General features: G+C 71.5%; 19 protein-coding genes. 12 read left to right on the top strand and 7 right to left on the bottom strand.

Annotated elements, in window-relative coordinates; genetic code table 11:
* Positions 1-65 precede the first annotated feature (65 nt).
* The 4 genes from ACFY1E_RS33655 (at position 66) to ACFY1E_RS33640 (ending at position 2,629) form a co-directional block, all read left to right on the top strand.
* Positions 66-1,031, top strand: a complete 966-nt coding sequence (locus tag ACFY1E_RS33655; RefSeq protein ID WP_389082724.1) for a zinc-binding dehydrogenase — start codon at positions 66-68, stop codon at positions 1,029-1,031.
* Positions 1,032-1,134: 103 nt separating this feature from the next.
* A complete protein-coding gene (locus ACFY1E_RS33650; protein ID WP_016437953.1) occupies positions 1,135-1,344 on the top strand; it encodes a helix-turn-helix domain-containing protein in 210 nt (69 codons plus the stop codon).
* Positions 1,344-1,913, top strand: coding sequence for a Clp protease N-terminal domain-containing protein (locus ACFY1E_RS33645; RefSeq protein ID WP_389082721.1), 570 nt, complete (start codon positions 1,344-1,346; stop codon positions 1,911-1,913). Before ACFY1E_RS33650 ends, ACFY1E_RS33645 begins: the two co-directional genes overlap by 1 nt.
* A 110-nt stretch (positions 1,914-2,023) precedes the next feature.
* Positions 2,024-2,629 carry a hypothetical protein gene (locus ACFY1E_RS33640; protein ID WP_389082719.1) on the top strand — a complete coding sequence of 202 codons (606 nt, stop codon included), beginning with the start codon at positions 2,024-2,026 and terminating at the stop codon, positions 2,627-2,629.
* A 52-nt stretch (positions 2,630-2,681) separates the two neighbouring features.
* Here ACFY1E_RS33640 and ACFY1E_RS33635 read toward each other — a convergent pair whose 3' ends face one another.
* Together ACFY1E_RS33635 and ACFY1E_RS33630 are read right to left on the bottom strand one after the other, a co-directional pair.
* Complete coding sequence (locus ACFY1E_RS33635; RefSeq protein WP_389082716.1) at positions 2,682-3,734, bottom strand: PadR family transcriptional regulator; 1,053 nt, start codon at positions 3,732-3,734, stop codon at positions 2,682-2,684.
* A 1-nt stretch (position 3,735) separates the two neighbouring features.
* A complete protein-coding gene (locus tag ACFY1E_RS33630) occupies positions 3,736-4,752 on the bottom strand; it encodes a DUF4097 domain-containing protein (protein ID WP_389082715.1) in 1,017 nt (338 codons plus the stop codon).
* Positions 4,753-4,899: 147 nt separating this feature from the next.
* Here ACFY1E_RS33630 and ACFY1E_RS33625 point away from each other — a divergent pair, with 147 nt between their 5' ends.
* Positions 4,900-5,709, top strand: a complete 810-nt coding sequence (locus ACFY1E_RS33625) for a hypothetical protein (RefSeq protein ID WP_389082713.1) — start codon at positions 4,900-4,902, stop codon at positions 5,707-5,709.
* Positions 5,710-5,823: 114 nt separating this feature from the next.
* Here the strand turns inward: ACFY1E_RS33625 and ACFY1E_RS33620 are convergent, their stop codons facing one another.
* Complete coding sequence (locus ACFY1E_RS33620) at positions 5,824-6,003, bottom strand: DUF6104 family protein (protein WP_023586593.1); 180 nt, start codon at positions 6,001-6,003, stop codon at positions 5,824-5,826.
* A 185-nt stretch (positions 6,004-6,188) separates the two neighbouring features.
* Between ACFY1E_RS33620 and ACFY1E_RS33615 the strand changes: the two genes are divergently transcribed.
* From ACFY1E_RS33615 to fxsT, 7 genes are all read left to right on the top strand, one after another.
* Entirely contained in the window at positions 6,189-6,572 is a 384-nt protein-coding gene (locus tag ACFY1E_RS33615) for a CU044_2847 family protein (RefSeq protein ID WP_389082710.1), read from the top strand.
* The gene (locus tag ACFY1E_RS33610; protein WP_389082708.1) at positions 6,569-8,533 is read left to right on the top strand and encodes a trypsin-like peptidase domain-containing protein; all 1,965 of its coding nucleotides are present in this window, start codon (positions 6,569-6,571) and stop codon (positions 8,531-8,533) included. The genes ACFY1E_RS33615 and ACFY1E_RS33610 overlap by 4 nt, the downstream gene beginning before the upstream one ends.
* Positions 8,534-8,681: 148 nt before the next feature.
* Positions 8,682-9,692, top strand: a complete 1,011-nt coding sequence (locus tag ACFY1E_RS33605) for an AAA family ATPase (protein ID WP_389082705.1) — start codon at positions 8,682-8,684, stop codon at positions 9,690-9,692.
* A gap of 2 nt (positions 9,693-9,694) precedes the next feature.
* Positions 9,695-13,030 carry an SAV_2336 N-terminal domain-related protein gene (locus tag ACFY1E_RS33600; protein ID WP_389082702.1) on the top strand — a complete coding sequence of 1,112 codons (3,336 nt, stop codon included), beginning with the start codon at positions 9,695-9,697 and terminating at the stop codon, positions 13,028-13,030.
* Entirely contained in the window at positions 13,027-13,179 is a 153-nt protein-coding gene (locus ACFY1E_RS33595; RefSeq protein WP_389082700.1) for a hypothetical protein, read from the top strand. The genes ACFY1E_RS33600 and ACFY1E_RS33595 overlap by 4 nt, the downstream gene beginning before the upstream one ends.
* Positions 13,176-14,375: an FxsB family cyclophane-forming radical SAM/SPASM peptide maturase gene (locus ACFY1E_RS33590; protein ID WP_389082697.1), complete on the top strand. Its 1,200-nt coding sequence runs from the start codon at positions 13,176-13,178 to the stop codon at positions 14,373-14,375. The genes ACFY1E_RS33595 and ACFY1E_RS33590 overlap by 4 nt, the downstream gene beginning before the upstream one ends.
* Positions 14,376-14,476: 101 nt before the next feature.
* Positions 14,477-17,437: an FxSxx-COOH system tetratricopeptide repeat protein gene (gene fxsT / locus ACFY1E_RS33585; protein WP_389082695.1), complete on the top strand. Its 2,961-nt coding sequence runs from the start codon at positions 14,477-14,479 to the stop codon at positions 17,435-17,437.
* A gap of 66 nt (positions 17,438-17,503) precedes the next feature.
* Here the strand turns inward: fxsT and ACFY1E_RS33580 are convergent, their stop codons facing one another.
* The 4 genes from ACFY1E_RS33580 to ACFY1E_RS33565 all read right to left on the bottom strand — a co-directional run bounded on the left by ACFY1E_RS33580 (position 17,504) and on the right by ACFY1E_RS33565 (position 24,252).
* Entirely contained in the window at positions 17,504-21,310 is a 3,807-nt protein-coding gene (locus ACFY1E_RS33580) for a multifunctional oxoglutarate decarboxylase/oxoglutarate dehydrogenase thiamine pyrophosphate-binding subunit/dihydrolipoyllysine-residue succinyltransferase subunit (protein WP_389082693.1), read from the bottom strand.
* 291 nt (positions 21,311-21,601) lie between these two features.
* The gene (locus ACFY1E_RS33575; RefSeq protein WP_389082691.1) at positions 21,602-22,708 is read right to left on the bottom strand and encodes an ATP-binding protein; all 1,107 of its coding nucleotides are present in this window, start codon (positions 22,706-22,708) and stop codon (positions 21,602-21,604) included.
* Positions 22,705-23,442: a response regulator transcription factor gene (locus tag ACFY1E_RS33570; RefSeq protein WP_123967420.1), complete on the bottom strand. Its 738-nt coding sequence runs from the start codon at positions 23,440-23,442 to the stop codon at positions 22,705-22,707. The genes ACFY1E_RS33575 and ACFY1E_RS33570 overlap by 4 nt, the downstream gene beginning before the upstream one ends.
* A gap of 132 nt (positions 23,443-23,574) precedes the next feature.
* Entirely contained in the window at positions 23,575-24,252 is a 678-nt protein-coding gene (locus tag ACFY1E_RS33565; RefSeq protein ID WP_389082827.1) for a spermidine synthase, read from the bottom strand.
* Between the last annotated feature and the right edge of the window lie 174 nt (positions 24,253-24,426).

Raw genomic sequence — 24,426 nt, 5'->3', positions numbered from 1 at the left:
AAGAGGGTGTGTGTCACAGGGCTCTGCGGTTCCGCCGGGCCGGTGGGCCGCCTATCGTCAAGGTCATGTTCGCCGTCTACGCCGCCCGAATCGACCGTGACCAGCCACTGAACGGCCTCGAGTTGGGGGACCGGCCCGCTCCTGAGGCCCGGCCCGGCTGGAGTGTCGTCGACGTCAAGGCCGCCTCCCTCAACCACCACGACCTCTGGTCCCTGAGGGGTGTGGGCCTGTCCGAGGACAAACTGCCGATGATCCTCGGCTGCGACGCCGCCGGTGTCGACGAGGACGGCAACGAGGTCGTCCTGCACTCCGTGATCGGACAGAGCGGTCACGGCGTCGGCCCCAGGGAGCCCCGTTCCATCCTCACCGAGCACTACCAGGGCACGTTCGCCGAGCGGGTCGCCGTGCCGACCTGGAACATCCTGCCCAAGCCCAAGGAGCTCTCCTTCGCGGAGGCCGCCTGTCTGCCGACGGCCTGGCTGACGGCGTACCGCATGCTCTTCACCAACGCGGGCGTACGGCCCGGCGATTCGGTCCTCGTGCAGGGCGCCGGCGGCGGGGTCGCGACGGCCGCGATCGTGCTCGGGAAGGCGGCCGGACTGCGGGTCTTCGCCACCAGCCGGGACGAGGCCAAGCGGAAGCGGGCCGTGGAACTGGGTGCCGTCGAGGCGCTGGAGTCGGGGGCGCGGCTGCCGCAGCGCGTCGACGCCGTCATCGAGACGGTCGGCGCCGCCACCTGGTCGCACTCGGTGAAGTCGCTGCGGCCGGGCGGCACGCTGGTCATCTCGGGCGCGACGAGCGGTGACCGACCCTCGCACGCCGAACTGACCCGCATCTTCTTCCTCGAACTCAAGGTCGTCGGCTCCACGATGGGCACCAAGGACGAGCTGGAGGACCTGCTCTCCTTCTGTGCCGCCACCGGGGTACGTCCTGTCATCGACGAGATGCTGCCGATGGACCGGGCGCGGGAGGGCTTCGAACGGATGGCTTCCGGCGAGCAGTTCGGGAAGATCGTGCTCACCAACGACTGACGTCTCGTATCCGCGCGCATGACGGCCGGCCCGGCTTCGGGCCGGCCGTCGGCGTTTGTCAACCAGGGTTGACAGGGTCGGCATGTCAACGTAGGTTGACGCCATGACCGAAGCAACGGATCTCGCCGAGCGCGCGGGCGACCGCGATCCACGGGTCGGACTGCGCGCCGTCGCCGCACTGCGCAGGCTGCTGGAGCAACTGGAGGCGGTGCAGGTGCGCAGTGCGCGCAACCAGGGCTGGTCGTGGCAGGAGATCGCCGCGGAACTCGGAGTCAGCAGGCAGGCCGTGCACAAGAAGTACGGGAGGCATTGATGTTCGAGCGGTTCACGAAAGACGCCCGTGGGGTGGTGCAGGCGGCGGTCGAGCAAGCGGAACGCGCAGAGGCGTCGTCCGTCGAGGCCGAGCACATACTGCTCGCGCTGCTCGAACGCGAGGGCAGTCGCGCCTCGTTCGCGTTCACCTCCCTCGGGGTGACCGTTGAACGCAAGGAGTCGATACGGGAGGCGGTGGCCGAGTCCCGTCGGCGGGCCGGGCTGTCCCGTTCCGAGGCCGACGCTCTCGCCGGGCTGGGGATCGACGTGTCGGAGATCGTCGCCCGTGTCGAGGCGGTGCACGGCGTCGGCGCGATGTCCGGTGACCGCAGGGACAAGGGCTGGTGGTCGGGGCGCCGCAGCTTCGGCCGGGGCGCCAAGCAGATCCTCGAGACGTCGCTGCGCACCGCCGTCGCCCACGGCGACCGGCACATCGGCGACGAGCACATCCTCCTGGCGCTGACCGCCCGTCCCGGCATCCCCGCCGAGATCCTCGCCGACCGCGGGGTGACATACGAGTCGCTGATGCGGGTGCTGTTCGGCGGGGGCGGTGAGGCGAAGGCCGGGTGACCGGGCGCACGTGACGGGGTCGGCAGGCGGTTGTGCTGGGCCGGAGGGGTCAGTGGTGGGTCCTAGGGTGGGGCCTGCCGAGGTTGGCCTGGTCCTTCGAAGGAGCTTTCATGACCGTGTCCGAGCCCGTGCCGCTCGTGTTCGTCCCTGCGGACGGGGCCGTGCGTGAGGCGGTGACCAAGGTGGGCGGGCAGCCCGTGTGGCTGGAGGAGCCCCAGTGGCCGCTGTCGCGCCGGACGGGCCGGCCCATGGAGTTCCTGGGCCAGTTCGCCCTGGAGGGCGGCCGGCTCGCCTGTCTGTTCATGACCGGGGACGAGGGGGAGTACGTCGACGGCACCTGGGAGCCGGAGGGCGGGGAGAACGCCCTGGTGATCCAACCCGGCGGCCACGTCCCGGACTTCGTGACCGTCGAGCAACGGGCCGAGGGGCCGAGCGCGGGGGCCGACCATCTGCCGCGGCACATCGACTCCGGTGAGCACTCCGGTGAGCCCTCCGACGAGGAAGAGGACCGCAGGCCCTGGCAGTTCCTCGGCGGGCCCGGTGTCGAACCGCACTGGCTCCAGGGCGACGAGACGCCCGGCGACGGATGGCAACTGGTGGTCCAGCTCGACTCCGGGAAGCTGCCCTTCGACGTCAACTTCGGTGACGCAGGCGTCGGTTACGCCTTCGCCTCCCCGGACGGCAAGGAGGGCCGCTTCCTCTGGCAGTGCACCTGACGACTGCCCTCGCCTTCGCCTCCGCCTCCGCGGTAAGCGGCCCGCCGGCCCGCTACACCCTCGGTGCGCGCAGTATCGCTCCGATGTGTGCCGCCGCCGTCGACAGATGGCGGCGGGCGTCGCGGAGCTGTTCGTCCGTGACACCGTGGTCCCGGGCCGCATCACGGATGTCGTCCCGGAAGCGGTCCAGCAGGCGGTCGAGGTCGCGGGACGGGTCTCCGGTGGTGGCCTCGTGCGCCCACGACGGTTCGTACTCCGCGGGGAAGTCCTCCTTGGTGTGCGAGTACTCCGGCCGCGGTGCCGCGGTGCCGGCCCGTCCGAACCCGAGGTCCTTTCCGAACTCCCTGCCGAAGTCCTTCCCGAAGTCCCCGAACTCCTTGGCCAGTTCGGTCAGGCCCTCCCGCACCCCCGTCGGCCAGTCGCCCCGCGCGAAGTGGTCCTGCACCTGCTCCTGCACCCGCCTGGCGATGCGCTGCAGCTCCTCCTGGGCCTGGGCCCGGGCCTGTTCCTGTGCCTCCTTGGCCTGGCGCCGGGCACGCTGGGCCTCCTCGCGGGCCCTGCGGCTCTCGTCCTTGGCGCGCCGGGCCTGCTCCTTCCACTCCTGCTTGACGCGCCGCATCTCCTCCTTCGCGGCACGCCAGGACTCCTTGTCGCCGTACTCCCCGAAGTCACCGAGGGAGCCGTCCCCTTCGCCGCGCCCCTTGTCGCCGGTGCCGCGCCGGGCCTCCGTGGCCGCGGCCCGCATCTCGCGCCGCAGATCGCCCGCCGCGCCGCGCACATCGGCCCGGATCTCGGCGGCCAGTTCCGCGACCGACTCGCGGATCTCCAGCTCCAGATCGGCCAGCTCGCCGCTGCGGTCGGCCAGCTCGGCGCGGCCCGCGTCCGTGATCGCGTACACCTTGCGGCCGCCCTCGGTGGTGTGGGTGACCAGGCCCTCGGCCGCCAGCTTCGCCAGGCGGGGGTAGACGGTGCCCGCCGACGGTGCGTACAGCCCCTGGAAGCGCTCCTCGAGGAGGCGGATCACCTCGTAGCCGTGGCGCGGGGCCTCGTCCAGGAGCTTCAGCAGGTAGAGGCGGAGGCGGCCGTGGGCGAAGACGGGAGGCATGTCAGAGCACCTTCTTGTCGGTCGTGCCGTCGGCAGGGTCGTCGGTAGAGCCGTCGTCCTGGCCGGAAACGGAATTGTCCCCCGAGTCGTTGCGTGGTCCGTCTGCCGGGGTGCTCGCCGGGCCGGTCTCCGCGGCCGGCTCCGCAGCCGCCGGAGGTGTGTCCTCGATCAGGGGGCCGATGTCCTCCGGCGCCACGTCCCACGGCTCCTCCTCCGCCGGAGGTCGCCGCAGCAGGGCGATCGATCCGGAGACCGTCGTCGCCTTCAGGCTTCCGCTGCCCGAGCCGAGCCGCCCGGTGATCCTCTTGGCGCCCCACTGGCCGCTGACCCGCAGGTCCTCGAAGGCGTTGGACACCGTCCCGCTGGCCGTGTTCGCCTCCACCTCCGCATCCGCCGGGTGGGGCAGCCGGATGGCGATCTCGCCGGAGACGTTCGCCAGGACGATGTTGGTCGGGCGGCTCGCCGGATCGAGGTCGACGATCATCGAGCCGCTCACCGAGTCCGCCTTGACCGAGGAGCCCGCCTCGACCACGGTCAGGTCCCCGGAGACCGAGTTGAAGCGCAGGTCGCCGCGCAGGGCCTGCGCCTCCAGGTTCCCCGAGACGGTGTCGGCGCGCACCGGGCCCGTCAGCCCCACCAGGGTGGTGTCCCCGGTGACCCCCTTCACCTCCGTACGCCCGTCGATCCCGGAGACGACCGCCGCGGCGCCGACCACGCCCACCTCCACGCGCGTGTCGGCAGGGACGGCGAGGGAGACGACGGCGCTGCGCCGCCATCCCTTGCGGTCGAGCCACTTGAGGAAGCCCTTCCACGGCAGGTCGTCGTACGCGACGGTGAGGGTGCCGCCCTGCTGGCTCACCAGCAGTGGTGGTCCCTCGATCTCGGAGACCTCCAGTCGGGCGGAACCCTCGTCCGTGCCCACCACGTTCACCGTTCCGTTGACGATGCGTACGTGGAGTTCGCGGACGGGCTTGTCGAAGGTGAGCTTCCGCGGCTCACCGACAGACCACTCGGACATGGTGCAGACCTCCCCGTTGCAACGCGCCATATCGCGTCTCCTGCAATTCACGATATATCGCGGACGGTGAAAGTCAAGGCACTCGTTCCGGTGATCTGCGCGGCCTCGGAAATGACCAAAGCGGTCGAACCGCCCTAGCGTGTGAGCATGTCGAACGTCGGCGCCCTGCTCCTGTGCCGGGCGCAGCCCGAGTCCGTCGCCCCCGCCGCCCACCTGCTGCGCGACCGCATGCTGCTCGCCCCGGCAGGCGACGCCTGGAGCGTGCTCCTTCCCGAGGGCCGGCCCTGGCTGCACGGCGGCGAGCCCGTCGACCGCGTCCTGACCGGCTGGGCCACCGCTCTCGCCGTCGGCGCCCCCTGGCCCGTACTCGCCCTGTGGTGGGACGCCGACCGTGCCGGATTCACCCTCGCCTCAGGCTTCCGCCGCCCGGTGGGCTATGTCTGGCTCGCGAACGGCACCCCGGCCGCCGAGGACGAGGCCATGCGCACGTTCGCCGACCGCCTGGGCCTGGACCCGGTGCTCGACGTTCAGGACCTGGACCGCCTCACGAAACCCGACCCCGGGACCGATGCCCGCGCCCGCCTGCGCGCCCTGGTCGCGGTCCTCACGCGCGCGGGAGTCGCGCTTCCCGAGGGCATCACCCCGGGCGAACCCGCCGCCCGCCTCCGCGAGGCCGCACACGCCCTGCCGGACGTCCGCCCCGCAGAGTGGCCGGGCCGGCGCGAGGCGGTACGGGCGGAACCCGGCGCCGTCGAGAGCGGCCACCCGGGCCCGTGGCTGCCCTGGTCGGGGACGCCCCGGGCGCGAGCTTTGGCCCTGGCCCAGGTCGCGGCCGGGCTCCCGCTCACGGCCTGGGGCCTACGACGCCGCAGCGGCGGCTGGACCGCGGCGGGGGCGCTGCTGCTGGCGCACGGGGCGGTCGGACTGTCGTACGACCTGGTGCGGCCGTGGGACTGAGGGCGAGGCAGGCCTTGGGACTGCGGGCGGCGAAGCCTTGGGGCTGTGGGTCGTGCAGCGGGCATGAAAAAGGGGCGCCACGCGGACGCCCCCGCAGTCGGATCCCCCGGGCACCTACTCCTCGTCCTCGTCGTCCAGCCGCGCCAGCCATGTCGCCAGTCGCTCCACCGGCACCTCGAAGTCCGGGTTGAGGTCGACGAACGTACGCAGCTGCTCCGCAAGCCACTCGAAGGTGACCTCCTCCTCGCCGCGCCGCTTCTCCAGCTCTTCGATGCCTCGGTCGGTGAAGTACAACTCTTGCTCCTGATGCGGACGAGCCTGGGGCCTGCCTCTCCAGGATATTCCGTGCCGTGCACGGCCGGGTCCGGACGGCAGGCGGGGTCGCGTGCAACCGAGCGGCGCACTAGCCTCGTCGCAGTTCAAGTGGACGTCGGTCCTGGTCTGTTGACCGGGCGGTGCGAGCTCGACGGGGGAGCGGGATGAGTCATATCCAGGACATCGAACTGCCTGACGGCACGGTGGTCACCGCAAGGATCGGTGCCGGGGACGCCTACGGGGACCAGGAGGACGTCGGCTTCACGGAAGCCGCCCTCGCCAAGGTCGAGCAGCTCCAGGAGCTGATCAAGGGGGTCGGCGGCACCGTGCTCGATGCCGCGCGCGCGGCCAGGCCCTCCGAGGCCGCCATCACCTTCGGGGTCGAGCTCACCGCCAAGGAGGGCCTGGCGGTGGCCGTACTCGCCCGCGGGGAGGCCAAGGCGTCCCTGGAGGTCACGCTGACCTGGAAGTTCGACGGCCCGCCCGAACCGGCCCCGTCCGCAGCCTCACCCGCGACAGACGCCTCCCTCGACCCCTCCGCGCAGTGAACGGCGTCAACGACCGCCTGGACGCGCTCGCCAGAGCCGCCACCGTGCAGATACTGGGCACCGGCGCCGGCGACGGGCCCACGTGGGGCAGCGGGTTCTTCGTCGCGCCGGGCTGGGTCCTCACCGCCGCGCACGTACTGAGCGCGAACCTCAAGGGCGATCACCAGAAGGAGTTCCGGGTGCGCGGCGTGGGCATCGACGCCGCGGCCCGGCTGGAACAGTGGCTGCTCACCGATCCGGGCCGGGCCCGCATCCCGCTCGAGGAGGACCTGGCCCTGGTCCGGCTGACCGGCGACCCCGAGGACCATCCCCACGAGTGCATGTGGTTGCCCGACCGGGCCGTGCAGCACTTCGGCGTCGTCCACGTCTACGGCTCCTACCCCGCTCCGCCGTACATCCACGAGCGGCCGGTGATCGCCGAGATCAACGGCCACGAGGACACGTACGGGCTGATCATCAAGCCGGACATCGAGTTTCCCGCCGGGATGTCGGGCGGGCCGCTGGTCGATCCCGGCACCGGAGCCGTCGTCGGACTGGTCAAGTCGCGCCGTGTGCAGAAGGACGGCGGAATGGCGGTGTCGATCTCAGCCCTGCGCCGCTTCGGGGAGGAGACGTACCGCACGGTCATGGCCGCCCATGACCGCTGGCACGGCGAGGAACCGGTTTCCGAGGCCGGGGACAACTGGATCGACCTGCAGGCCGGCCCGCGGGCCGGTGACGGCGAGCGGTGGACGCCCGGCGACCGGCGTGAGGCGCTGCGCCTGCTCGCCTCGCTGCCCACACCGCCCGACACGCACACCGTGGAGATCCTCGCGGCCCGCGCCCGCAGCAACAACCGGTGGCCGGGTGAGACCCCGGCCCTGCTCACCTGGCGCGACGGACACGGTCTGCTCTATGAGGGGACGCATCCGCTCGACTCGCTCGCATTCCTGCGGTACCTGAGGTTCGCGGCGGAGTACACCCGCTCCCGAGGCGGTGACTGCGAAGAGCTGACCAAGTGGATCGAGAAGCGGCTGCGCAGGCACCCGTACCGGCCCATGCACGACTTCGTCCGGGAGGCCAGCCTCCCGGAGGCCCTGCTGCCGGCGCCCGGGGAGCTGCCGGAACGCATCGTGATCCCCTATCCCGGACCCGGCGAGGGCCCCACCGTCGCCGTCCTGCTCGATCCCGTGATCGATGATCCCAGCCGCTTCTTCTGGCAGATCTGGTTCGACGAAGGCACTCCCGGAAGCGAACCCGAACTCGTCGAGGCGGACGACTCGGCGGACGGAGTGCTGCCCCGTGACCTCGTGCAGGCACTGCGCGCTCCCCTGAACGATCTGCTGCGCCGCAAGGACCGGGCGGGCCGGCCGGTGCCGCTCGAAGTCGCCCTGCCCGCCGACCTCTTCGACACCGCCGTGCATCGCTGGCGGCTGGAGGACGTCGCCGAACTGGACGATCCCGGAGCCCTGGGCGCACGCCGGGGAGTCGTACTGCGCTCCCTCGAGCGCCGGGGAGAACCGGACAAACTCTGGACCGACCGCTGGCAGGCCATGACCGCCGAGCCCCGTTTCAGAGGCTGGCGCATCCCCGTGCGGGGCGTCGTCCAGAACCCCCGCGACTACCACAGCGCCGATCACAGCCTGGTGCCCGTCATGTGCCGCCCGGCCGGGCGCGGCGCCGGCCGGAACGCGATGAGGCTCGCTCTGGAGAACGGCCACGGCGTCGCTCTGTGGCGCATCGGTGGCCAGGCCGCCCACACCTGCTCGGACGAGTGCGACACGCTGCACGTCCGGGCCGGGACCCTGCTCGGCACCCTCGGCTCCCTCGCCGAACTCCCCGACCGGCTCAGGTCCGTACGGCAGGAGATCAGCGAGCAGCACGCCGAGAGCCGCTGGGCGGAACCGCTGGCGCTGCTCTACGACGACCCCCGGCGGCCACTGCCCGCTGAGGACTCCGGACCACTGGACGCCCCCCTGTGAACGGCATCCGGTACGTATACGACGGCTGGCCGAAACCGGCGGTGACACAGCGCTGGTCCGGGTACATTTCCAGGGGCCCGTTGTGGGCGCCCCATGCCCCCGCCGGCCAGGCCGTGGAACACCACCGACCGTCGGCGAGGAGCACACCATGAGCCAGTGGTTCGTCTACGAGGGGACCGGGGAGCAGGATCCGGACAAGATCGGCCGGCTGCCGGTCCCGCCGCCGTGGCGGGCGTTCGACGCCCCGCCGGTTCCGTACGAGGTCCCGGACCTGGACTCCTCGACCCGCCGCCGGCTGGGCGAGCGCACCGTCCCCCTGCCCATCCAGGACACCGAGACCCTGGAACTCGTCAACGCGGCCCTGTACCTCAGGCGCCCCCTCCTCGTCACGGGTGAGCCGGGCGTCGGCAAGTCCACGCTCGCGCACTCCGTCGCGCACGAACTCGGCCTCGGCCGGGTCCTGGAGTGGCCGATCGTCAGCCGCAGCGAACTGAGGGACGGGCTCTACACGTACGACGCCATCGGCCGGCTGCAGGACGCACAGCTGGAGCGCAGCACCGCCACCGGTGCGCCGGTGTCCGAGGACATCGGCCGCTACATCAGGCTCGGTCCGCTCGGCACCGCCCTGCTCGCCGCCGAACGGCCCCGGGTGCTGCTCATCGACGAGCTGGACAAGAGCGACATCGACCTGCCGAACGACCTTCTCAACGTCCTGGAGGAGGGGAAGTTCCCCATCCCCGAACTGGAGCGGATCTCCGACCGGACACCGGTGGTGAAGGTGCTCACCGACGACGGGCGTCGTGTCGAGGTGACGGGTGGTCAGGTGCGGTGCCGGGCCTTCCCGTTCGTCGTCATGACCAGCAACCGCGAGCGCGACTTCCCCGCCCCGCTGCTGCGCCGGTGCATTCCTCTCGACCTGAGGGCACCCCGCGACCAGCGCCTCGCCGCGCTCGTCCAGGCCCACTTCGGGCAGAGCTCGTACGACGACAACCGCGACATCGTCGAGCAGTTCACCGAGGTGGAGGCGGACGGGGCGATGCGCCCCACCGACCAGCTGCTCAACGCCATCTTCCTCACCCAGCACGCGGCCCGGGACGCGATCGGTCGCGAGGAGATCTCGCAGTTGCTGATGCGGCCCCTGGACCAGGGGCCCAGGTAGCGATGCCGGCCCGAGCCCCGGACCCGTCGCCCGGCGAGGTGAGCCCCGAGCTCACCGCGCTGGTCGCGCGGCTGCGCGAGGCGGGCGTCCCGCCCGGGGTCGAGGAGCTCGCCGACGCCCTGTGGCTGGCCCGCTGGCTGCCCGGGCCGAGCGGTACCGCCCCGCAGGCCGCCCGCGGAGCACCGGACCTGACGACCACGACCGACGAGACGCGGGACACCACCGCGCCCCCGGTGTCGCAGGCGGGATCCGTCGCGCCACCCGTCGAGAGCGAACAGCAGGACAGGGCGGCGCTGTTCGCGCCGGGAGCGGGAGACGAGCAGGCGGCCGTCCGTATGACGCCGGTCCGGGTACCCGCCGCCCCTGCACTGCCCGAACCCCTCGCACTGCAACGGGGGTTACGCCCCCTGCAGCGGTACCGCGCTCCGGTACGCCCCGTACCGAGGACGCTGGACGAGCGGGCCACCGCCGAACGGGCCGCCGAGTCCGGGCTCGTGCTGCCCGTGCTGCGCGCCGACCGCCGCCGTGAGGCACGTCTGCTGCTCGTGATGGACGTCTCGACCTCCATGGCGGTGTGGCAGCAGGTGCTCGACGAGCTGCGCCAGGTCTGCGAGCGCGCCGGCGCCTTCCGTGAGGTCCAGATGCAGTACCTCCACGAGACGGACTCAGGCCTGCCCGGGCTCGCCGTCGGCCCCGAGCGCACCGGTCCGCTGCATGCCCCGGAGCAGCTCAGCGACCCGACCGGTCGCAGGTTGACCCTGGTGCTCAGCGACTGCGCGGGCCCCATGTGGCGCAGCGGGCGGATGCAGCAGCTGCTGCACCGCTGGGCCGCGACCGCGCCGGTGGCCGTCGTACAGCCGCTGCCGCAGCGCATGTGGCTGCGCACCCATCTGCCGGCCCGGCGCGGGGTGCTGCACCGGCGCGAAGGGCCCGCCGGGACGCTGGAGTTCACGCCCGACAAGGGGCATGTAGACCGGGCCGCGACGCCGATCCCCGTGCTGGCCCTGCGGCGCGGCTCCGTGGAGGGCTGGGCCCGGCTGCTGTCGGGGGCCCGCGGGCAGTCCCTGACGGCCGCTGCGGGCTGGGTGCGCGCCGACCACGCGGCGTCCAGCGCACCGGTGCGGGCGGCGCAGGACCTGAGCGCCGAGGAACGCGTCCGGGCCTTCCGGCGCAACGCTTCCCGGGAGGCCCGCAGGCTGGCCGTGCACCTGTCCGCGGTGCCGCTGTACCTGCCCGTGATGCAGCTGGTGCAGCACGCGATGCTCGCCGGGACCGGCCCCGAGGTGCTCTCCGAGGTGCTGCTCGGCGGTCTGGTACGGCGCCGTGACGACGCGGACGACCCGCAGGCGGTGCGCTACGAATTCCTGCCGGGGGTGGCGCCCCGGCTGCGGGAACGGCTGGCGGTCGACGAGGCCGAGCTGCTGTTCAAGCACCTCTCCGACTATGTGGAGCGGAAGTTCGGCCGCAGCGTGCGCAACTTCCCTGCGCTGGCGGGCGCGTTCCTGCGCGGGGCCGTCGACCCGGGTGTGGTGCCCGTGGCGGACCCCCGCACGGACGCGCACGAGCCGGCCGGGCTGCGGGCGTTCGCGGAGGTGTCCGCCGACGTGCTCCGCGACCTCGGCGCGCGGATTCCGGCGGTGCCGGTGCCGGTGTCGACGTCGCTCGCCCCGAACGCCCGGGAACTGCTCAGCAAGGGGCGGGAGGCGATCGGGCGGTACGAGACACAGGGGTCCACCCGGGAACTCGACGCCGCGGTGGAGTACCTGCGGCAGGCGCTGGCGGCCGCACGAACGGAAAAGGAGTGGACGTCCGCGGCCGAGGAACTGGCCAACGCGCTCCTGGCCCGGTGGCGGGTACGAGGAGTGGGGGACGACCTCCGGGACGCGTGGGAAGCGGTCGGCGACGGGCCGGTGACCATGCGGGCGCAACTCATCCGTGGGACGGTCTGCTGGTTGCAGTGGCGCGAGGCGACCCGGGTCGGCCTCGGGTTCTCCGGGATCCCCGACAGCCTGCGCGAATGGGCCGGAAGTGAGCCGCACGGGACGGAGCGTGCGCACGCAGTCCTGCTCCACCTGGCCGACCGGGACCTCACCGCGGTCCTCGACGACACGGAGACCACTCCGGACGCGCTCGACCGCAGGCGGATCGCAGCCGAGGCGCTGGTGCACGTCCGGCGGGCCGTCGCGGGCTCCGTGCCGCAGGCGGAGGACCAGGACGGCTCCCTCCCGGTGCCGGATCCCCAGCAGTGGTACCTCGCGCACTTGGACCGGGCCATCGAGGCGGCCGGGACACGCATCCGGTTCCCTCAGCCGGAGGGCGCGTACGCACTGCGGGGCGCCTTGTGGTTCGAAGTGGCACAGCAGCACGCGGGGTCGGGCCCGATCACCGTACGGCCCCGCCCCGAGCGCGCGTCCGTGGCTGCCGAGCACGCTGTGGAGGACCTGCTGGTTGCGGTCCGCGACCGGACCGTGCTGCCGTCCGCCGAACGCTGCCGCATCTGGCTGACCGTGGCGTCGGCCGCCGAGATCCTCCAGCCGCCGCGCGACGACCGCCGGGAGCGCCGGCTGATCCAGTCGGCCGTGGACCAGGCCCTGGAGGCCGCCGGTGACGACGAGGAACTGCTGCTCGACTGCCATCTGTGGGCCGCACGGGTCTACCGGGACCGCTTCGAGCGGACCCGGGACCCCGCCCATCTGGACCGTGTCGTCGAGGCGTGGACGGCGGCCGACCTGTTGCTCGGCGAGGACGATGCGCGGCGCCACGAGGTACTGACGGACTTCGGCGTCGACCTGCTCAGACGGGGCGAGTCCACGGGATCCGCCGAGGACGTGAACCGGGCCGTGCACCTGCTGCGCACCGCCGTCGAGGAGACGACGTCCGGCGATCCCCGGCTGCCGTCGAGGCAGCGGCAGCTGGCGCTCGCCCACTGGAGGCGCTTCCTGCTCCACGAGGTCCTGTCCGATCTCTACGAAGCGGACTGGATACTGGGCGAGGCCGTGCGCGGCGCCGATCCGGAGGCACATGGCTTCCTCGCGCTGTGCTGGCTGGAGCGCGGCAACGTGTGCTCGGCCCTGCACGACCGTACGGGCGAGGTCGGTGACCTCTACAAGGCGGCCGGCCACTACGCACAGGGTGTCGACGAGGCCCGGGAAGCCGGCGAGGACGAGCTGATGGCCCGCGCGCTGATGCATCGTGGCGGCGCACGGGAGTTGCTCGGCTCTCCCCGGGAGGCCGTGAGCGACTATGCCGAGGCCCTCCGGCGCACCACTGATCCCGAGCTCTCCAGGGACGTCAGGGCCGCCCTCGCCCGCCTGAACCCCGAAACGGCCCCCGAGTGACCGCACCACCCCAGGACACGCCCATACCCCTGCCCGACATCCCCCGCCCGGACCACACCGACCATCCGGTTCTCTCCGCCATCCTCGCCGAACTCCGCGCCAGGGAAGCGGAGCCCGTCGTCGTCGCCCGTTACGAAGACGCCCCATGACCACACACCCGCGCTGGCCCTACGCCGAGCTCGACACCGCGGCCCATCGGCCCACCCCCTTCCACCAGTTCGTGCTGAAGGTCCACGGCCGCTGCAATCTCGACTGCTCGTACTGCTACCTGTACCAGGGCCCCGACCACGGCTGGCGCGACCGGCCGGCCCGTACCCCCGACACCACGATGGTGCGCACCGCGCACCGCATCGCCGAACACGTACGAGCCCACCGCCTCGACCGTATCCGCATCGAACTCCACGGCGGTGAACCGCTGCTCACCGGCCCGGACCCCGTCCTCGCCTACGCCCGCGTGGTACGGCAGGCCGTCCCCGCGGACTGCCACGTCACCGCCACCGTCCAGACCAACGGCACCCGCCTCACCGCCGCCGCCCTCGAGCGGCTGGCCGCCGCCGGCATCCGGGTGGGGCTCAGCCTCGACGGCGGGCGTGCCGGCCACAACGCCCGTCGCGTGGACCGCGCCGGCCGTCCCGCCTGGCCGGCTGCCCGCGCCGCGGCGCAGCGGCTGACGGCGCGCCCGGAGACGTACGCCGGAATCCTCTGCACGATCGACCTCGGGGCGGACCCGCTCGACGTGTACCGGTCGCTGCTCGAACTGGGGCCGCCCGGCGTCGACTTCCTCCTCCCGCACGCCAACTGGGCCCACCCGCCACCGGGCCTCGCCCCGGCACCGCCCGGCCGGCACCGCCCGCGCGCCACGCCCTACGGTGACTGGCTCGCGGCCGTCTTCGACGCCTGGTGGGACGAGGGCCGGCTGCGGACGCGGGTGCGGCTCTTCCAGGAGATCGCCGCGCTGCTGCTCGGGGCGCCGAGCGGGGCCGAGGCGGTGGGGCTGTCCCCGCTGGCCGCCGTCGTCGTGGAGACCGACGGCTCCATCGACCAGGTCGACTCGCTGCGCTCGGCGTACGCGGGGGCTTCGCGGACGGGCCTCGACGTCTTCCGGCACAGCTTCGACCAGGCCCTGCGCCATCCGGGCGTCGCCGCACGCCAGTTGGGCGAGCGGGGACTGGCGGACGAGTGCCGTGGGTGCCCGGTGGGCAAAGTGTGCGGCGGTGGCAACTATGTGCACCGCTACGTACCCGGCAGCGGGTTTCTGCACCCCAGCGTGTACTGCGCGGACCTGGAACGACTCATCCGCCATGTCGCGCACCGGCTGAACCGGACCGCTCGGGGATCCGCATGAGACCAAGCAGGCCCCAAATCTTCATCTTGAAAACCTTTTTGACGCACAATCGAATAGCCTGTGCACAGTTGTGGCCAGGATCGGTCGAGGGGAACTGAGAGATGGCGGCAGAGCTCGGCCACGTCACGGTGGTCTTCGCCGGACAGAGCGAGTCCTGGGCCAAATGGATCGACCACCAGATACGGGCCGCCGGGCGCGCCACCACCCTGGTGCGCTGGAATCCGCTGCGCCGTCCGCCGACCCCCGGTTCGCTGACCGACCTGCTGAGCGCGCCCGGCCGCATCCTCCTCGTCATCGACGACTGGTACGAACGGCTCGGGCACGGCAGGTTCGAGGCCTGGGCCGACGTCCTGCGGCAGGTGCTCCCGGCGCACCGGGACCGGATCGCCGCAGTGAGCATCACCGCACAGCCCATGCCGGAGGCCGTCATCGCCCTGGCCCCCGTCGAACTGCGCGGCCTCAGGCCGGAGGTGGCCCGCAGCCGCGTCCTGGAGTGCGCGGGCATCCCGGCCCCCGGCACCCTCATCGCGCTCTCCCGCGGCCCCCGCTTCCCCGACGACCCGCCCGAGGTGTGGCAGGCACCCCGCCGCAACCGCCGCTTCATCGGCCGTGCCGAACTCCTGGAGAAGGTCTACGGCACCTTCTCCGCGGCCGGCCGGGACGGCGCCGCCGTGGCCCTGCTCGGCCCCGGCGGCTTCGGCAAGACCCAGCTGGCACTGGAGTACGTGCACCGCTTCGCCGGCGAGTACGACATCGTCTGGTGGGTCACCGCCGCCCAACGCATCACCGCCCGCCAGCAGTTCGCCGAACTCGCCCCGCGGCTCGGCGTGCCGGACGGCGGCGACCTGTCGGCGACGATCAAGGCCGTACGGCGCGAACTCGACAGCACCGCACGTCCCTGGCTGCTCGTCCTGGACGGAGCGACCGGCGATCCCGAGCGACTGCTCGACATCGTGCCTCAGGGGCACGGGCACGTCCTCGTCACCACCCACCGCACGGAGTGGGGCGCCCACGCCGAGACGATCACCGTGCCGGCCTTCGAACGCCGGGAGAGCGTCGCGTTCGTCCGGCGCCGGGCCGATCGCCTGACCGACGACGAGGCGGAACGGCTCGCGGAGGCCGTCGAGGACATGCCGCTGCTGCTCGACCAGATGGCCGCCTGGCTGGACCAGACCCCGACCGCGTCCGTGGGCGACTACATACGCGACATCGGCGAGGGCAGGCCGGACCGGTTCGGAGTGGTGCACTCCGGCGGGTACCCGCGCTTCGAGGTGGCCTGGGCGAAGCTCGTCAACACGCTGCGCGAGGGTTTCGAGCCCGCCTGGAAGCTGCTCAACCTGCTCGCGTGCTTCTCGCCCGACGTGGTGCCGGTACGGCTGCTGCAGACCGCCCGTCACGGTGATCTGCCGCCCGACCTGGCCGAGTTGGTCGCGGAGCCCAGCAGCTGGAACAGCGCGCTGCGCAAGCTGTCCGAGATCACCTCCATGCGGATCGAGTACGAGCAGAGCCCGCGCCTGGACACCCAGACCGTCAGCACGCTCCGTATGCACCGGCTCTTCCACCGTTTCGTACGCTCCATCCAGTCACCGGACGACATCGCGTACTACTCGGCCGCGGCCCGCAGGGTCCTGGTCTCCGCCGACCCGCGCGACTCGTCCTCGGCGGGCAACTGGGCCCGGTACGCCGAGCTCATACCGCACCTGGAGCCGTCCGGGGCGCTGCGATCGGCCGACGACGACGTGCGCGAACTCGTCCTCAACTGCATCGAGTACCTGCGGATGCGCGGCGAGTACCACGAGGGCTGGTGGCTGAGCCGGCAGGTCGTGGAGAACTGGCGCGAGGCCTTCGGCGACACCGACCGCTCGGTGCTCGTCGCCGTCCACCAGCTCGCCAACATGCTGCGCCGGACCGGCCGTTACAGAGAGGCGGAGGAGGTCGGCCGGGAGAACCTGAGGCGGCTGACCGAGGCCGGTGACACCCGGCCCATCGAGCTGATCCGCGCCAAGGACGGACTCGGCGGAACGCTCATGGCGCTCGGCCGGTACACCGAGGCACGCACCCTGTTCGAGGAGGCCGCCGCGAGCGCAGCCGCCGAGCTGGGCGGCGAGAACGTGCCGCGCACCCTCACGATCCGCAGCAACCTCGCCGTCGCCATCGGCCTGCAGGGCCGCTACACCGAGTCGCTCGCCCTGCACCGGAGGATCTTCGAGGCCCGGGTCGAACTCCTCGGCGGCAAGAACGCGGCCACGCTCAACTCGGCCCTGCACACGGCCTGGATGCTGAGACTGCTCGGCCAGTACCGCGAGGCACTGCAGATCCAGGGTCACAACTCCCGTGTCCACAGCCAGATCCTCGACCGCAACCACAGCCAGACCGTCCGCGCCGAGCACAATCTGGCCCTGTGCTCCCGGCGCGTGGGGGACCTGCAGTTCGCCCACGCCATGATGCGCGGGGTCCGGGAGAAGCTGCTGCGCCGCTGGGGCATGCTGCATCCGGAGACGCTCATGGTCTCCTGCGACTACGCCATGCTGCTGCGCCAGATGGGGCTGGGCACGGAGGCCCGGGAGCTCGCCGAGTCCACCGCCGCGCAATACGCCTCCCAGCTCGGCGACGGCCATCCGTACGCGATCGGAGCCCGCGACAACGTGGCCATCGTCATGCGGGACATGGGCGAGAAGCGGGCGGCACTGGAACTTTCCCTGCACACCACGCACCAGATGGAGCAGGCGGTCGGCCAGGACCACCCCTGGGCGATAGGCTGCGCCAAGAACCGGATCGCCGCGCTGGCCACCGTCGGCGACACCGATGCCGCGGCCGCCCTGGGGCGGGAGGCCGCCGAGCGGTCCGCCCGCGCCCTGGGCGACTCGCACATCCTGACGATCAGCCTCAGGGCAGGACTGGCGCTGGATCTCGCCGAGCTCGGGGAGCGCGAGGAGGCCGAGAACCTGCGCACGGAGGCGGAGAACCGGCTCACCGCCCTGCTCGGCGCCGACCATCCGCACGCCGACGACATCCTCGAACGGCACAACCCCTACTGGGACTTCGAACCCCAGCCGATCTGACCGCGCTGCAACGCCGAAGGGCCCGGCCCCCGAGGGGACCGGACCCTTCCGCGCTGCTGTCGAGACCTACGCCTCGAACACCTCACGCACCAGCTGCTCCTGCTCCGCCTGGTGCCGCTTCGCGGAACCGACGGCCGGGGACGAGCTGTGCGGGCGCGAGATGCGGCGCAGGCGCTCGCCGTGCGGGACGTCCGCGCCGACCGCCAGGTCCAGGTGGTCGATCAGGTTGAGGGCGATGAACGGCCAGGCGCCCTGGTTCGCCGGCTCCTCCTGGGCCCACAGGTACTTCTCGACGTTCGGGTACTTGGCGATCTCCGCCTGGAGCTCGGCACCCGGCAGCGGGTACAGCCGCTCGACACGGACGATGGCGATGTCCGTGGCGCCGCGCTTGGTGCGCTCGGCCTCCAGGTCGTAGTACAGCTTGCCCGCGACGAACACGACCTTGCGGACCGCGGCCGGGTCGACCGTGGAGTCGCCGATGACCGGGCGGAACTGACCCGAGGTGAACTCCTCCGTCTTCGACGCGGCGGCCTTCAGGCGCAGCATCGACTTCGGGGTGAAGACCACCAGCGGCTTGTGGTGCGGGTTGTGCACCTGCCACCGCAGGAGGTGGAAGTAGTTCGACGGGAGGGTCGGCATCGCGACCGTCATGTTGTTCTGCGCGCACAGCTGGAGGAAGCGCTCGACACGGGCCGAGGAGTGGTCCGGGCCCTGGCCCTCGTAGCCGTGCGGGAGGAGCAGGGTGACGCCGGACGTCTGGCCCCACTTCTGCTCGGCCGCCGAGATGTACTCGTCGACCACCGTCTGCGCGCCGTTGACGAAGTCGCCGAACTGCGCCTCCCACATCACGAGCGCGTCGGGGCGGGCCAGCGAGTAGCCGTACTCGAAGCCCATGACCGCGTACTCGGAGAGCAGCGAGTTGTAGACGTTGTAGCGGGCCTGGTCCTCGGCGAGGTACTGGAGCGGGGTGTGCTCCTCGCCCGTCTCGCGGTCGATGAGGACCGCGTGGCGCTGGCCGAAGGTGCCGCGCTGGGAGTCCTGGCCGGAGAGGCGCACCGGGGTGCCCTCCAGGAGCAGGGAGCCGACGGCCAGCGTCTCGCCCATGCCCCAGTCGATCGTGCCGTCCTCGACCATCGCCGCCCGGCGCTGCAGCTGCGGCAGCAGACGCGGGTGGACGTGGAAGTGGTCGGGGATGTTGACCTGGGACTCGGCGATCCGCTTCACGACCTCCGAGGTGATCGCGGTGTTCACCGGGACCGGGAACTCGGCCTGCGGGTCCGAGACCGGGGCGGCGCCCGGCTGCGAGGTGGCCTCGCGGACCTCCGTGAAGACCTTCTCCAGCTGGCCCTGGTAGTCCTGCAGGGCCTGCTCGGCCTCTTCCAGGGTGATGTCGCCGCGACCGATCAGGGACTCGGTGTAGAGCTTGCGCACCGAGCGCTTCTTGTCGATCAGGTCGTACATCAGGGGCTGGGTGAAGGCCGGGTTGTCCGACTCGTTGTGACCGCGGCGGCGGTAGCAGATGAGGTCGATCACCACGTCCTTGTTGAACGCCTGGCGGAACTCGAAGGCCAGCCGCGCGACGCGGACCACGGCCTCCGGGTCGTCGCCGTTCACGTGGAAGATCGGGGCCTCGATCATGCGGGCCACGTCCGTCGCGTACATGGAGGAACGCGAGGACTCGGGGGCCGCGGTGAAGCCGACCTGGTTGTTGATGACGATGTGGACCGTGCCGCCCGTGCGGTAGCCGCGCAGCTGCGACATGTTCAGGGTCTCGGCCACCACGCCCTGGCCCGCGAAGGCCGCGTCACCGTGCAGGGCGATCGGCAGGACCGTGAAGTCCGTGCCGCCCTTGTTGATGATGTCCTGCTTGGCGCGGGTGATGCCCTCGATGACCGGGTCGACCGTCTCCAGGTGGGAGGGGTTCGCGGCCAGCGAGACCGTGATCTGCTCGCCGTCCAGGCCGGTGAAGGTGCCCTGGGCGCCCAGGTGGTACTTCACGTCGCCGGAGCCGTGCATCGACTTCGGGTCGAGGTTGCCCTCGAACTCGCGGAAGATCTGCGCGTACGACTTGCCGACGATGTTGGCGAGCACGTTCAGGCGGCCGCGGTGGGCCATGCCGATGACGACCTCGTCCAGCCGGGACTCGGCCGCGGAGTCGATGACCGCGTCGAGCAGCGGGATGACGGACTCGCCGCCCTCCAGGGAGAAGCGCTTCTGGCCGACGTACTTCGTCTGCAGGAAGGTCTCGAAGGCCTCCGCCGCGTTCAGCCGGCGCAGGATGCGCAGCTGCTCCTCGCGCTCCGGCTTGGAGTGCGGGCGCTCCACCCGGTCCTGGATCCACTTGCGCTGCTTGGGGTCCTGGATGTGCATGAACTCGATGCCGGTGGTGCGGCAGTACGAGTCGCGCAGCACGCCGAGGATGTCGCGCAGCTTCATCATCGACTTGCCGGCGAAGCCGCCGACGGCGAACTCGCGCTCCAGGTCCCACAGGGTGAGGCCGTGCTCGGTGATGTCCAGGTCGGGGTGCTTGCGCTGGCGGTACTCCAGCGGGTCGGTGTCGGCCATGACGTGGCCGCGGACCCGGTAGGAGTGGATCAGCTCGAAGACCCGGGCGGCCTTGGTGACGTCGTCGTCGTGCGAGGCGTCGATGTCCTTGAGCCAGCGGACCGGCTCGTAGGGGATGCGCAGGGACTCGAAGATCTCGTCGTAGAAGCCGTTCTCGCCGAGGAGGAGGTTCGCGACGATCCGCAGGAACTCGCCGGAGGCGGCGCCCTGGATGACCCGGTGGTCGTAGGTCGACGTGAGCGTCATGACCTTCGAGATGCCGAGCTTGTTCAGGGTGTCCTGGCTGGTGCCCTGGAACTCCGCCGGGTAGTCCATGGAGCCGACGCCCATGATGACCGACTGACCGGGCATCAGACGCGGGACCGAGTGGACGGTGCCGAGGCCGCCGGGGTTGGTCAGGGAGACCGTGACGCCGGTGAAGTCGTCCATCGTCAGCTTGCCGTCGCGGGCGCGGCGGACGATGTCCTCGTAGGCCTGCCAGAACTCGAAGAAGTTCAGCGTCTCGGCCTTCTTGATGCCCGCGACGACCAGCTGGCGGTCGCCGTTGGGCTTCACCAGGTCGATGGCGAGGCCGAAGTTGACGTGCGGCGGCTTGACGAGGGTGGGCTTCCCGTCCTTCTCCGCGTAGTGCCAGTTCATCGACGGCATCGTCTTGATGGCCTGCACCATCGCGTAGCCGATCAGGTGCGTGAAGGAGATCTTCCCGCCCCGGGCGCGCTTGAGGTGGTTGTTGATGACGATGCGGTTGTCGAACAGCAGCTTCACCGGGACCGCGCGCACGGACGTGGCCGTGGGCAGCTCCAGGGAGGCGTTCATGTTCTTCGCGACGGCGGCGGCGGGACCGCGCAGGGTCACCAGCTCGGGGCCGTCGGCGGCCTCGGTCGCGGGCGCGGCCTTGGCGGCAGCGGCGGGCTTGGCCGGCGCCGGAGCCGGGGCGGCCTTCGCGGGAGCGGGCGCCGGAGCGGCGGCCGCGGGCTTCGGGGCCGCGGGGGCCGGCGCGGGAGCGGGCGCCGCGGGGGCGGCCGGGGCCTGCGCAGCCGGGGCGGCGGGCGCCGCGGGCGCCGGAGTGGTGGTCTCTGCGGCCCCCGCGGCCGCAGTACCCGCCGGAGCCGGGGCGGCAGGGGCCCCGGGCTTGTAGTCGGCGAAGAAGTCCCACCAGGCTCGGTCTACCGAATTCGGGTCCTGGAGGTACTGCTGATAGATCTCGTCGACGAGCCACTCGTTCGGTCCGAACGCGGCCGCGGGGTTCTTGCCCGCTTGGTCTGCGTCGGTCGAGATGCTCGAGTTACTGGGGGACTGTGGCGACACGGCGGCAACCGCCCTCTTCCGCTTCACAAGGTGATGGACAGCGGGAATAAAGGCTACGCCTCCAAGACCCAGAAGGTCAGGCCGGGCAGGTTCATCGTCGTGTAAGTCACATCGGAAACCGCGTTTCGGGCCTGGAAATGGCGGGAAACAAACGCGGTTCCGGTACGGAACGAGGGTGACGGGAAACGCCGAAGCAGGCCCTGCACGCTCAGCGTGCGGGCGTGTGCCTGATCACACGTGTCCGTCGGCGCGGACCGCGGTGGATCTTGAGGCTCCGATTCGGACTTTACGTCAACTTTGAACGGATGTCTCTCCCGGGAGGGTGACGAGAATCCGGCAACCCCGCTCGGATTCGGCCACTCCGATCCTGCCACCGTGCAGGTCGACGGCCCAGCGGGCGATCGCCAGGCCCAGCCCCGTACCGCCGTCGCCGCCCTGACCGTTGGAGGCTCCCGCGCCGCCCCGGTTGAACCGCTCGAAGACCCGGTGCCACTCCGAGCGCGGAATGCCGGGGCCCTCGTCCAGCACCTCCAGCTCCAGCGACTCCGGCAGCGTCCCGCGCCGCGCCTTCACGGTCACGCGGCCGTGCGGCGGGCTGTGCTTGACGGCGTTGTCGATGAGATTCGCCACTACCTGGTGGATCCGCTCGGGGTCCGCGTGCGCGGTCAGCTCCGGCGGGGACACGTCGAGGTGCAGATGCACGTCCGTACGGGTGTGGCTGCCGGAGCCGGAGGCGATGCCGGCGCGCGCGGGCACGGCCATGTTGGCCTCCTTCAGCACGCCCGACAGGTACGGCCAGACCTCGAAGCGCCGCCGACGCAGCGGTACGACGCCGTTGTCCAGCCGGGACAGGTCCAGCAGCGTCTCCACCAGCCGGCCGAGCCGCTCGGTCTGCTTCAGGGCCGTACGCATGGTCTCCGGGTCGGCCGGGGAGACACCGTCGACGATGTTCTCCAGTACCGCCCTCAGGCCCGCGATGGGGGTGCGCAGCTCGTGCGAGACGTTCGCCACCAGCTCCTTGCGCTGGCGGTCCTGGGCCTCCAGGTCGTCGGCCATGCGGTTGATCGTCTGCGCCAGGTCGCCGAGCTCGTCGCGGCGGTTCTCGCGCACCCTGCGGGTGTAGTCGCCGTGCGAGATGGCCTTGGCCACCGCGTTCATGTCGTCCAGTGGCGCGGTGAGCGAATGGGCCACGAACTGCGTGATGAGCAGTGTGGCGATCATCGAGAAGACCGTGATGAAGCGCAGCTCCGTCGCCGTGCGCATGGCGATCATCATCAGCCCGGTGGTGATCAGGACCGCGATGACGACCAGAGCGCCCAGCTTGGTCTTGATCGAGAACGGGCTCACACCGCCCCAGGGCTCCCCGGGGCTTCTCCGGCCGGCCGGATCGCCGCTCATGGCGTCGGGGTCTCCAGCGCGTAGCCCACGCCGTGCACCGTGCGGATCCGCTCGGCGCCGATCTTCCGGCGCAGCGCCTTGATGTGGCTGTCGACCGTACGGGTGCCGGAGGCGTCCGCCCAGTCCCACACCTCGGCAAGCAACTGCTCACGGGAGAGCACCGCGCGCGGGGTGTTCGCGAGGCACACCAGCAGGTCGAACTCGGTGGGCGTCAGATGCACGTCCTCGGAGTGCACACGCACCCGCCGCTGGGCGTGGTCGATCTCCAGCTCGCCCAGGCGCAGGATGCCGCTTCTGGGCGTCGCGGCGGCCAGTGCGGCCCGCTCCACCCGGCGCAGCAGCACATGCACGCGGGCGGCCAGCTCCCGCATGGAGAACGGCTTGGTCATGTAGTCGTCGGCGCCGACGCCGAGCCCGACCAGCATGTCGGTCTCGTCGTCGCGCGCGGTCAGCATCAGCACCGGCACCGGGCGCTGGGCCTGCACACGGCGGCAGACCTCCAGGCCGTCGAAGCCGGGCAGCATGATGTCGAGGATCAGCAGGTCGGGCTGCCAGGCCTCGGCGGTGTCGACGGCGGCCGGGCCGTCACCCGCGGTCTGCACGAGGAAGCCCTCTGCGCGCAGGCGGGCCGCGATGGCGTCGACGATGGTCGCGTCGTCCTCGACCACCAGTACCCTGCGCTGTGCGCCCGGGGTCGCCGTCGTGCCGTTGTGGGATGTGTGGGTCTGCTCCATCGCCCGCCCCTGAGTTGCTTTCCGGAATCCGTGGGGTGATCCGTTACCTGGCTCATGCCTGCGCATGCTTGCGATTGACGCTTGAATGATCTGCGCCAGAGAAGCAGAGTACGGGGAGTCACCGTCCCACGGCTATCCAGGTCGGACGGCGATGTGCACAACGTCGGGAACGCCACGGGCAACCGGGATCTCTTCGGTACGCACCTGTTGGAACCCGGCATTCCGCAAGGTTTCTTCGAAATCCGGAGAGGGCTGTGCGGACCACACCACCAGCACCCCGCCCGGCTTCAACACCCTTGCGCAGCTTGTCAGTCCGGCCGGCGAGTAGAGGTCGTCGTTGCCCTCGGTGACGGTCCAGTCGGGGCCGTTGTCGATGTCCAGGCACAGGGCGTCATAAGTGGCGGATGTCTCACGGACGTACTCGATCAGATCCGTCTCCACGATCTCCGTGCGCGGATCGGCGACCGCCCGGGCCGAGAGGGCGGCGAGGGGGCCGTTCAGGTGCCAGTCGATGATCGCGCGCTCGCGCTCCACGACCGTGATCGCGCCCCAGCGCGGGTCGGCCGCCGCGTGTGCGAGCGAGAAGCCCACTCCGAGGCCTCCGATCAGCACGTCCGGCGCCCTGCGGGGGCCCAGGGCGTCGAGCGCGGCGTCCACGAGGAGCCGCTCCGAGCGGCCGTCCGAGGTGTCCATCAGAAAGCAGCCGTTGGCGATGATCTGCAGCAACTCGCCGTGCCGGCGGAGCACGACCTCGCCGTACGGGCCCTCGCGACGGTCCAGGACCACAGGGGTGTCGTAGGTGGCGGTCATGGGTTCATCCTGCATGAACGCTCCGCCGGCTGTGCCGAATTGCGCCGCGGGGGGACTGCGGACGCTCAGGGCGTCGGCGATGCGCAGCGGACTCCGCCTCGCGTGCTTACGCTCGAAGCAGCGTGAGAGTCGCGTGGGAGGGCCGTCAGGCCTGTGGGAAGTGCGCGGTGGCTG

Source organism: Streptomyces sp. NPDC001604 (assembly GCF_042893475.1).
Classification (GTDB): Bacteria; Actinomycetota; Actinomycetes; order Streptomycetales; family Streptomycetaceae; genus Streptomyces.
This window is presented reverse-complemented; position numbering and strand designations above follow the sequence as displayed.

Excerpts from the sequence above, each read along its gene's own strand:
- ACFY1E_RS33625 (WP_389082713.1), top strand. The coding sequence starts at position 4,900 with ATGTCGAACGTCGGCGCCCTGCTCCTGTGCCGGGCGCAGCCCGAGTCC.
- ACFY1E_RS33570 (WP_123967420.1), bottom strand. The coding sequence starts at position 23,442 with ATGGAGCAGACCCACACATCCCACAACGGCACGACGGCGACCCCGGGC.
- ACFY1E_RS33655 (WP_389082724.1), top strand. The coding sequence starts at position 66 with ATGTTCGCCGTCTACGCCGCCCGAATCGACCGTGACCAGCCACTGAAC.
- ACFY1E_RS33635 (WP_389082716.1), bottom strand. The coding sequence starts at position 3,734 with ATGCCTCCCGTCTTCGCCCACGGCCGCCTCCGCCTCTACCTGCTGAAG.
- ACFY1E_RS33650 (WP_016437953.1), top strand. The coding sequence starts at position 1,135 with ATGACCGAAGCAACGGATCTCGCCGAGCGCGCGGGCGACCGCGATCCA.
- ACFY1E_RS33615 (WP_389082710.1), top strand. The coding sequence starts at position 6,189 with ATGAGTCATATCCAGGACATCGAACTGCCTGACGGCACGGTGGTCACC.
- ACFY1E_RS33640 (WP_389082719.1), top strand. The coding sequence starts at position 2,024 with ATGACCGTGTCCGAGCCCGTGCCGCTCGTGTTCGTCCCTGCGGACGGG.
- ACFY1E_RS33645 (WP_389082721.1), top strand. The coding sequence starts at position 1,344 with ATGTTCGAGCGGTTCACGAAAGACGCCCGTGGGGTGGTGCAGGCGGCG.
- ACFY1E_RS33605 (WP_389082705.1), top strand. The coding sequence starts at position 8,682 with ATGAGCCAGTGGTTCGTCTACGAGGGGACCGGGGAGCAGGATCCGGAC.
- ACFY1E_RS33600 (WP_389082702.1), top strand. The coding sequence starts at position 9,695 with ATGCCGGCCCGAGCCCCGGACCCGTCGCCCGGCGAGGTGAGCCCCGAG.
- ACFY1E_RS33630 (WP_389082715.1), bottom strand. The coding sequence starts at position 4,752 with ATGTCCGAGTGGTCTGTCGGTGAGCCGCGGAAGCTCACCTTCGACAAG.
- ACFY1E_RS33575 (WP_389082691.1), bottom strand. The coding sequence starts at position 22,708 with ATGAGCGGCGATCCGGCCGGCCGGAGAAGCCCCGGGGAGCCCTGGGGC.
- fxsT (WP_389082695.1), top strand. The coding sequence starts at position 14,477 with ATGGCGGCAGAGCTCGGCCACGTCACGGTGGTCTTCGCCGGACAGAGC.
- ACFY1E_RS33590 (WP_389082697.1), top strand. The coding sequence starts at position 13,176 with ATGACCACACACCCGCGCTGGCCCTACGCCGAGCTCGACACCGCGGCC.
- ACFY1E_RS33565 (WP_389082827.1), bottom strand. The coding sequence starts at position 24,252 with ATGACCGCCACCTACGACACCCCTGTGGTCCTGGACCGTCGCGAGGGC.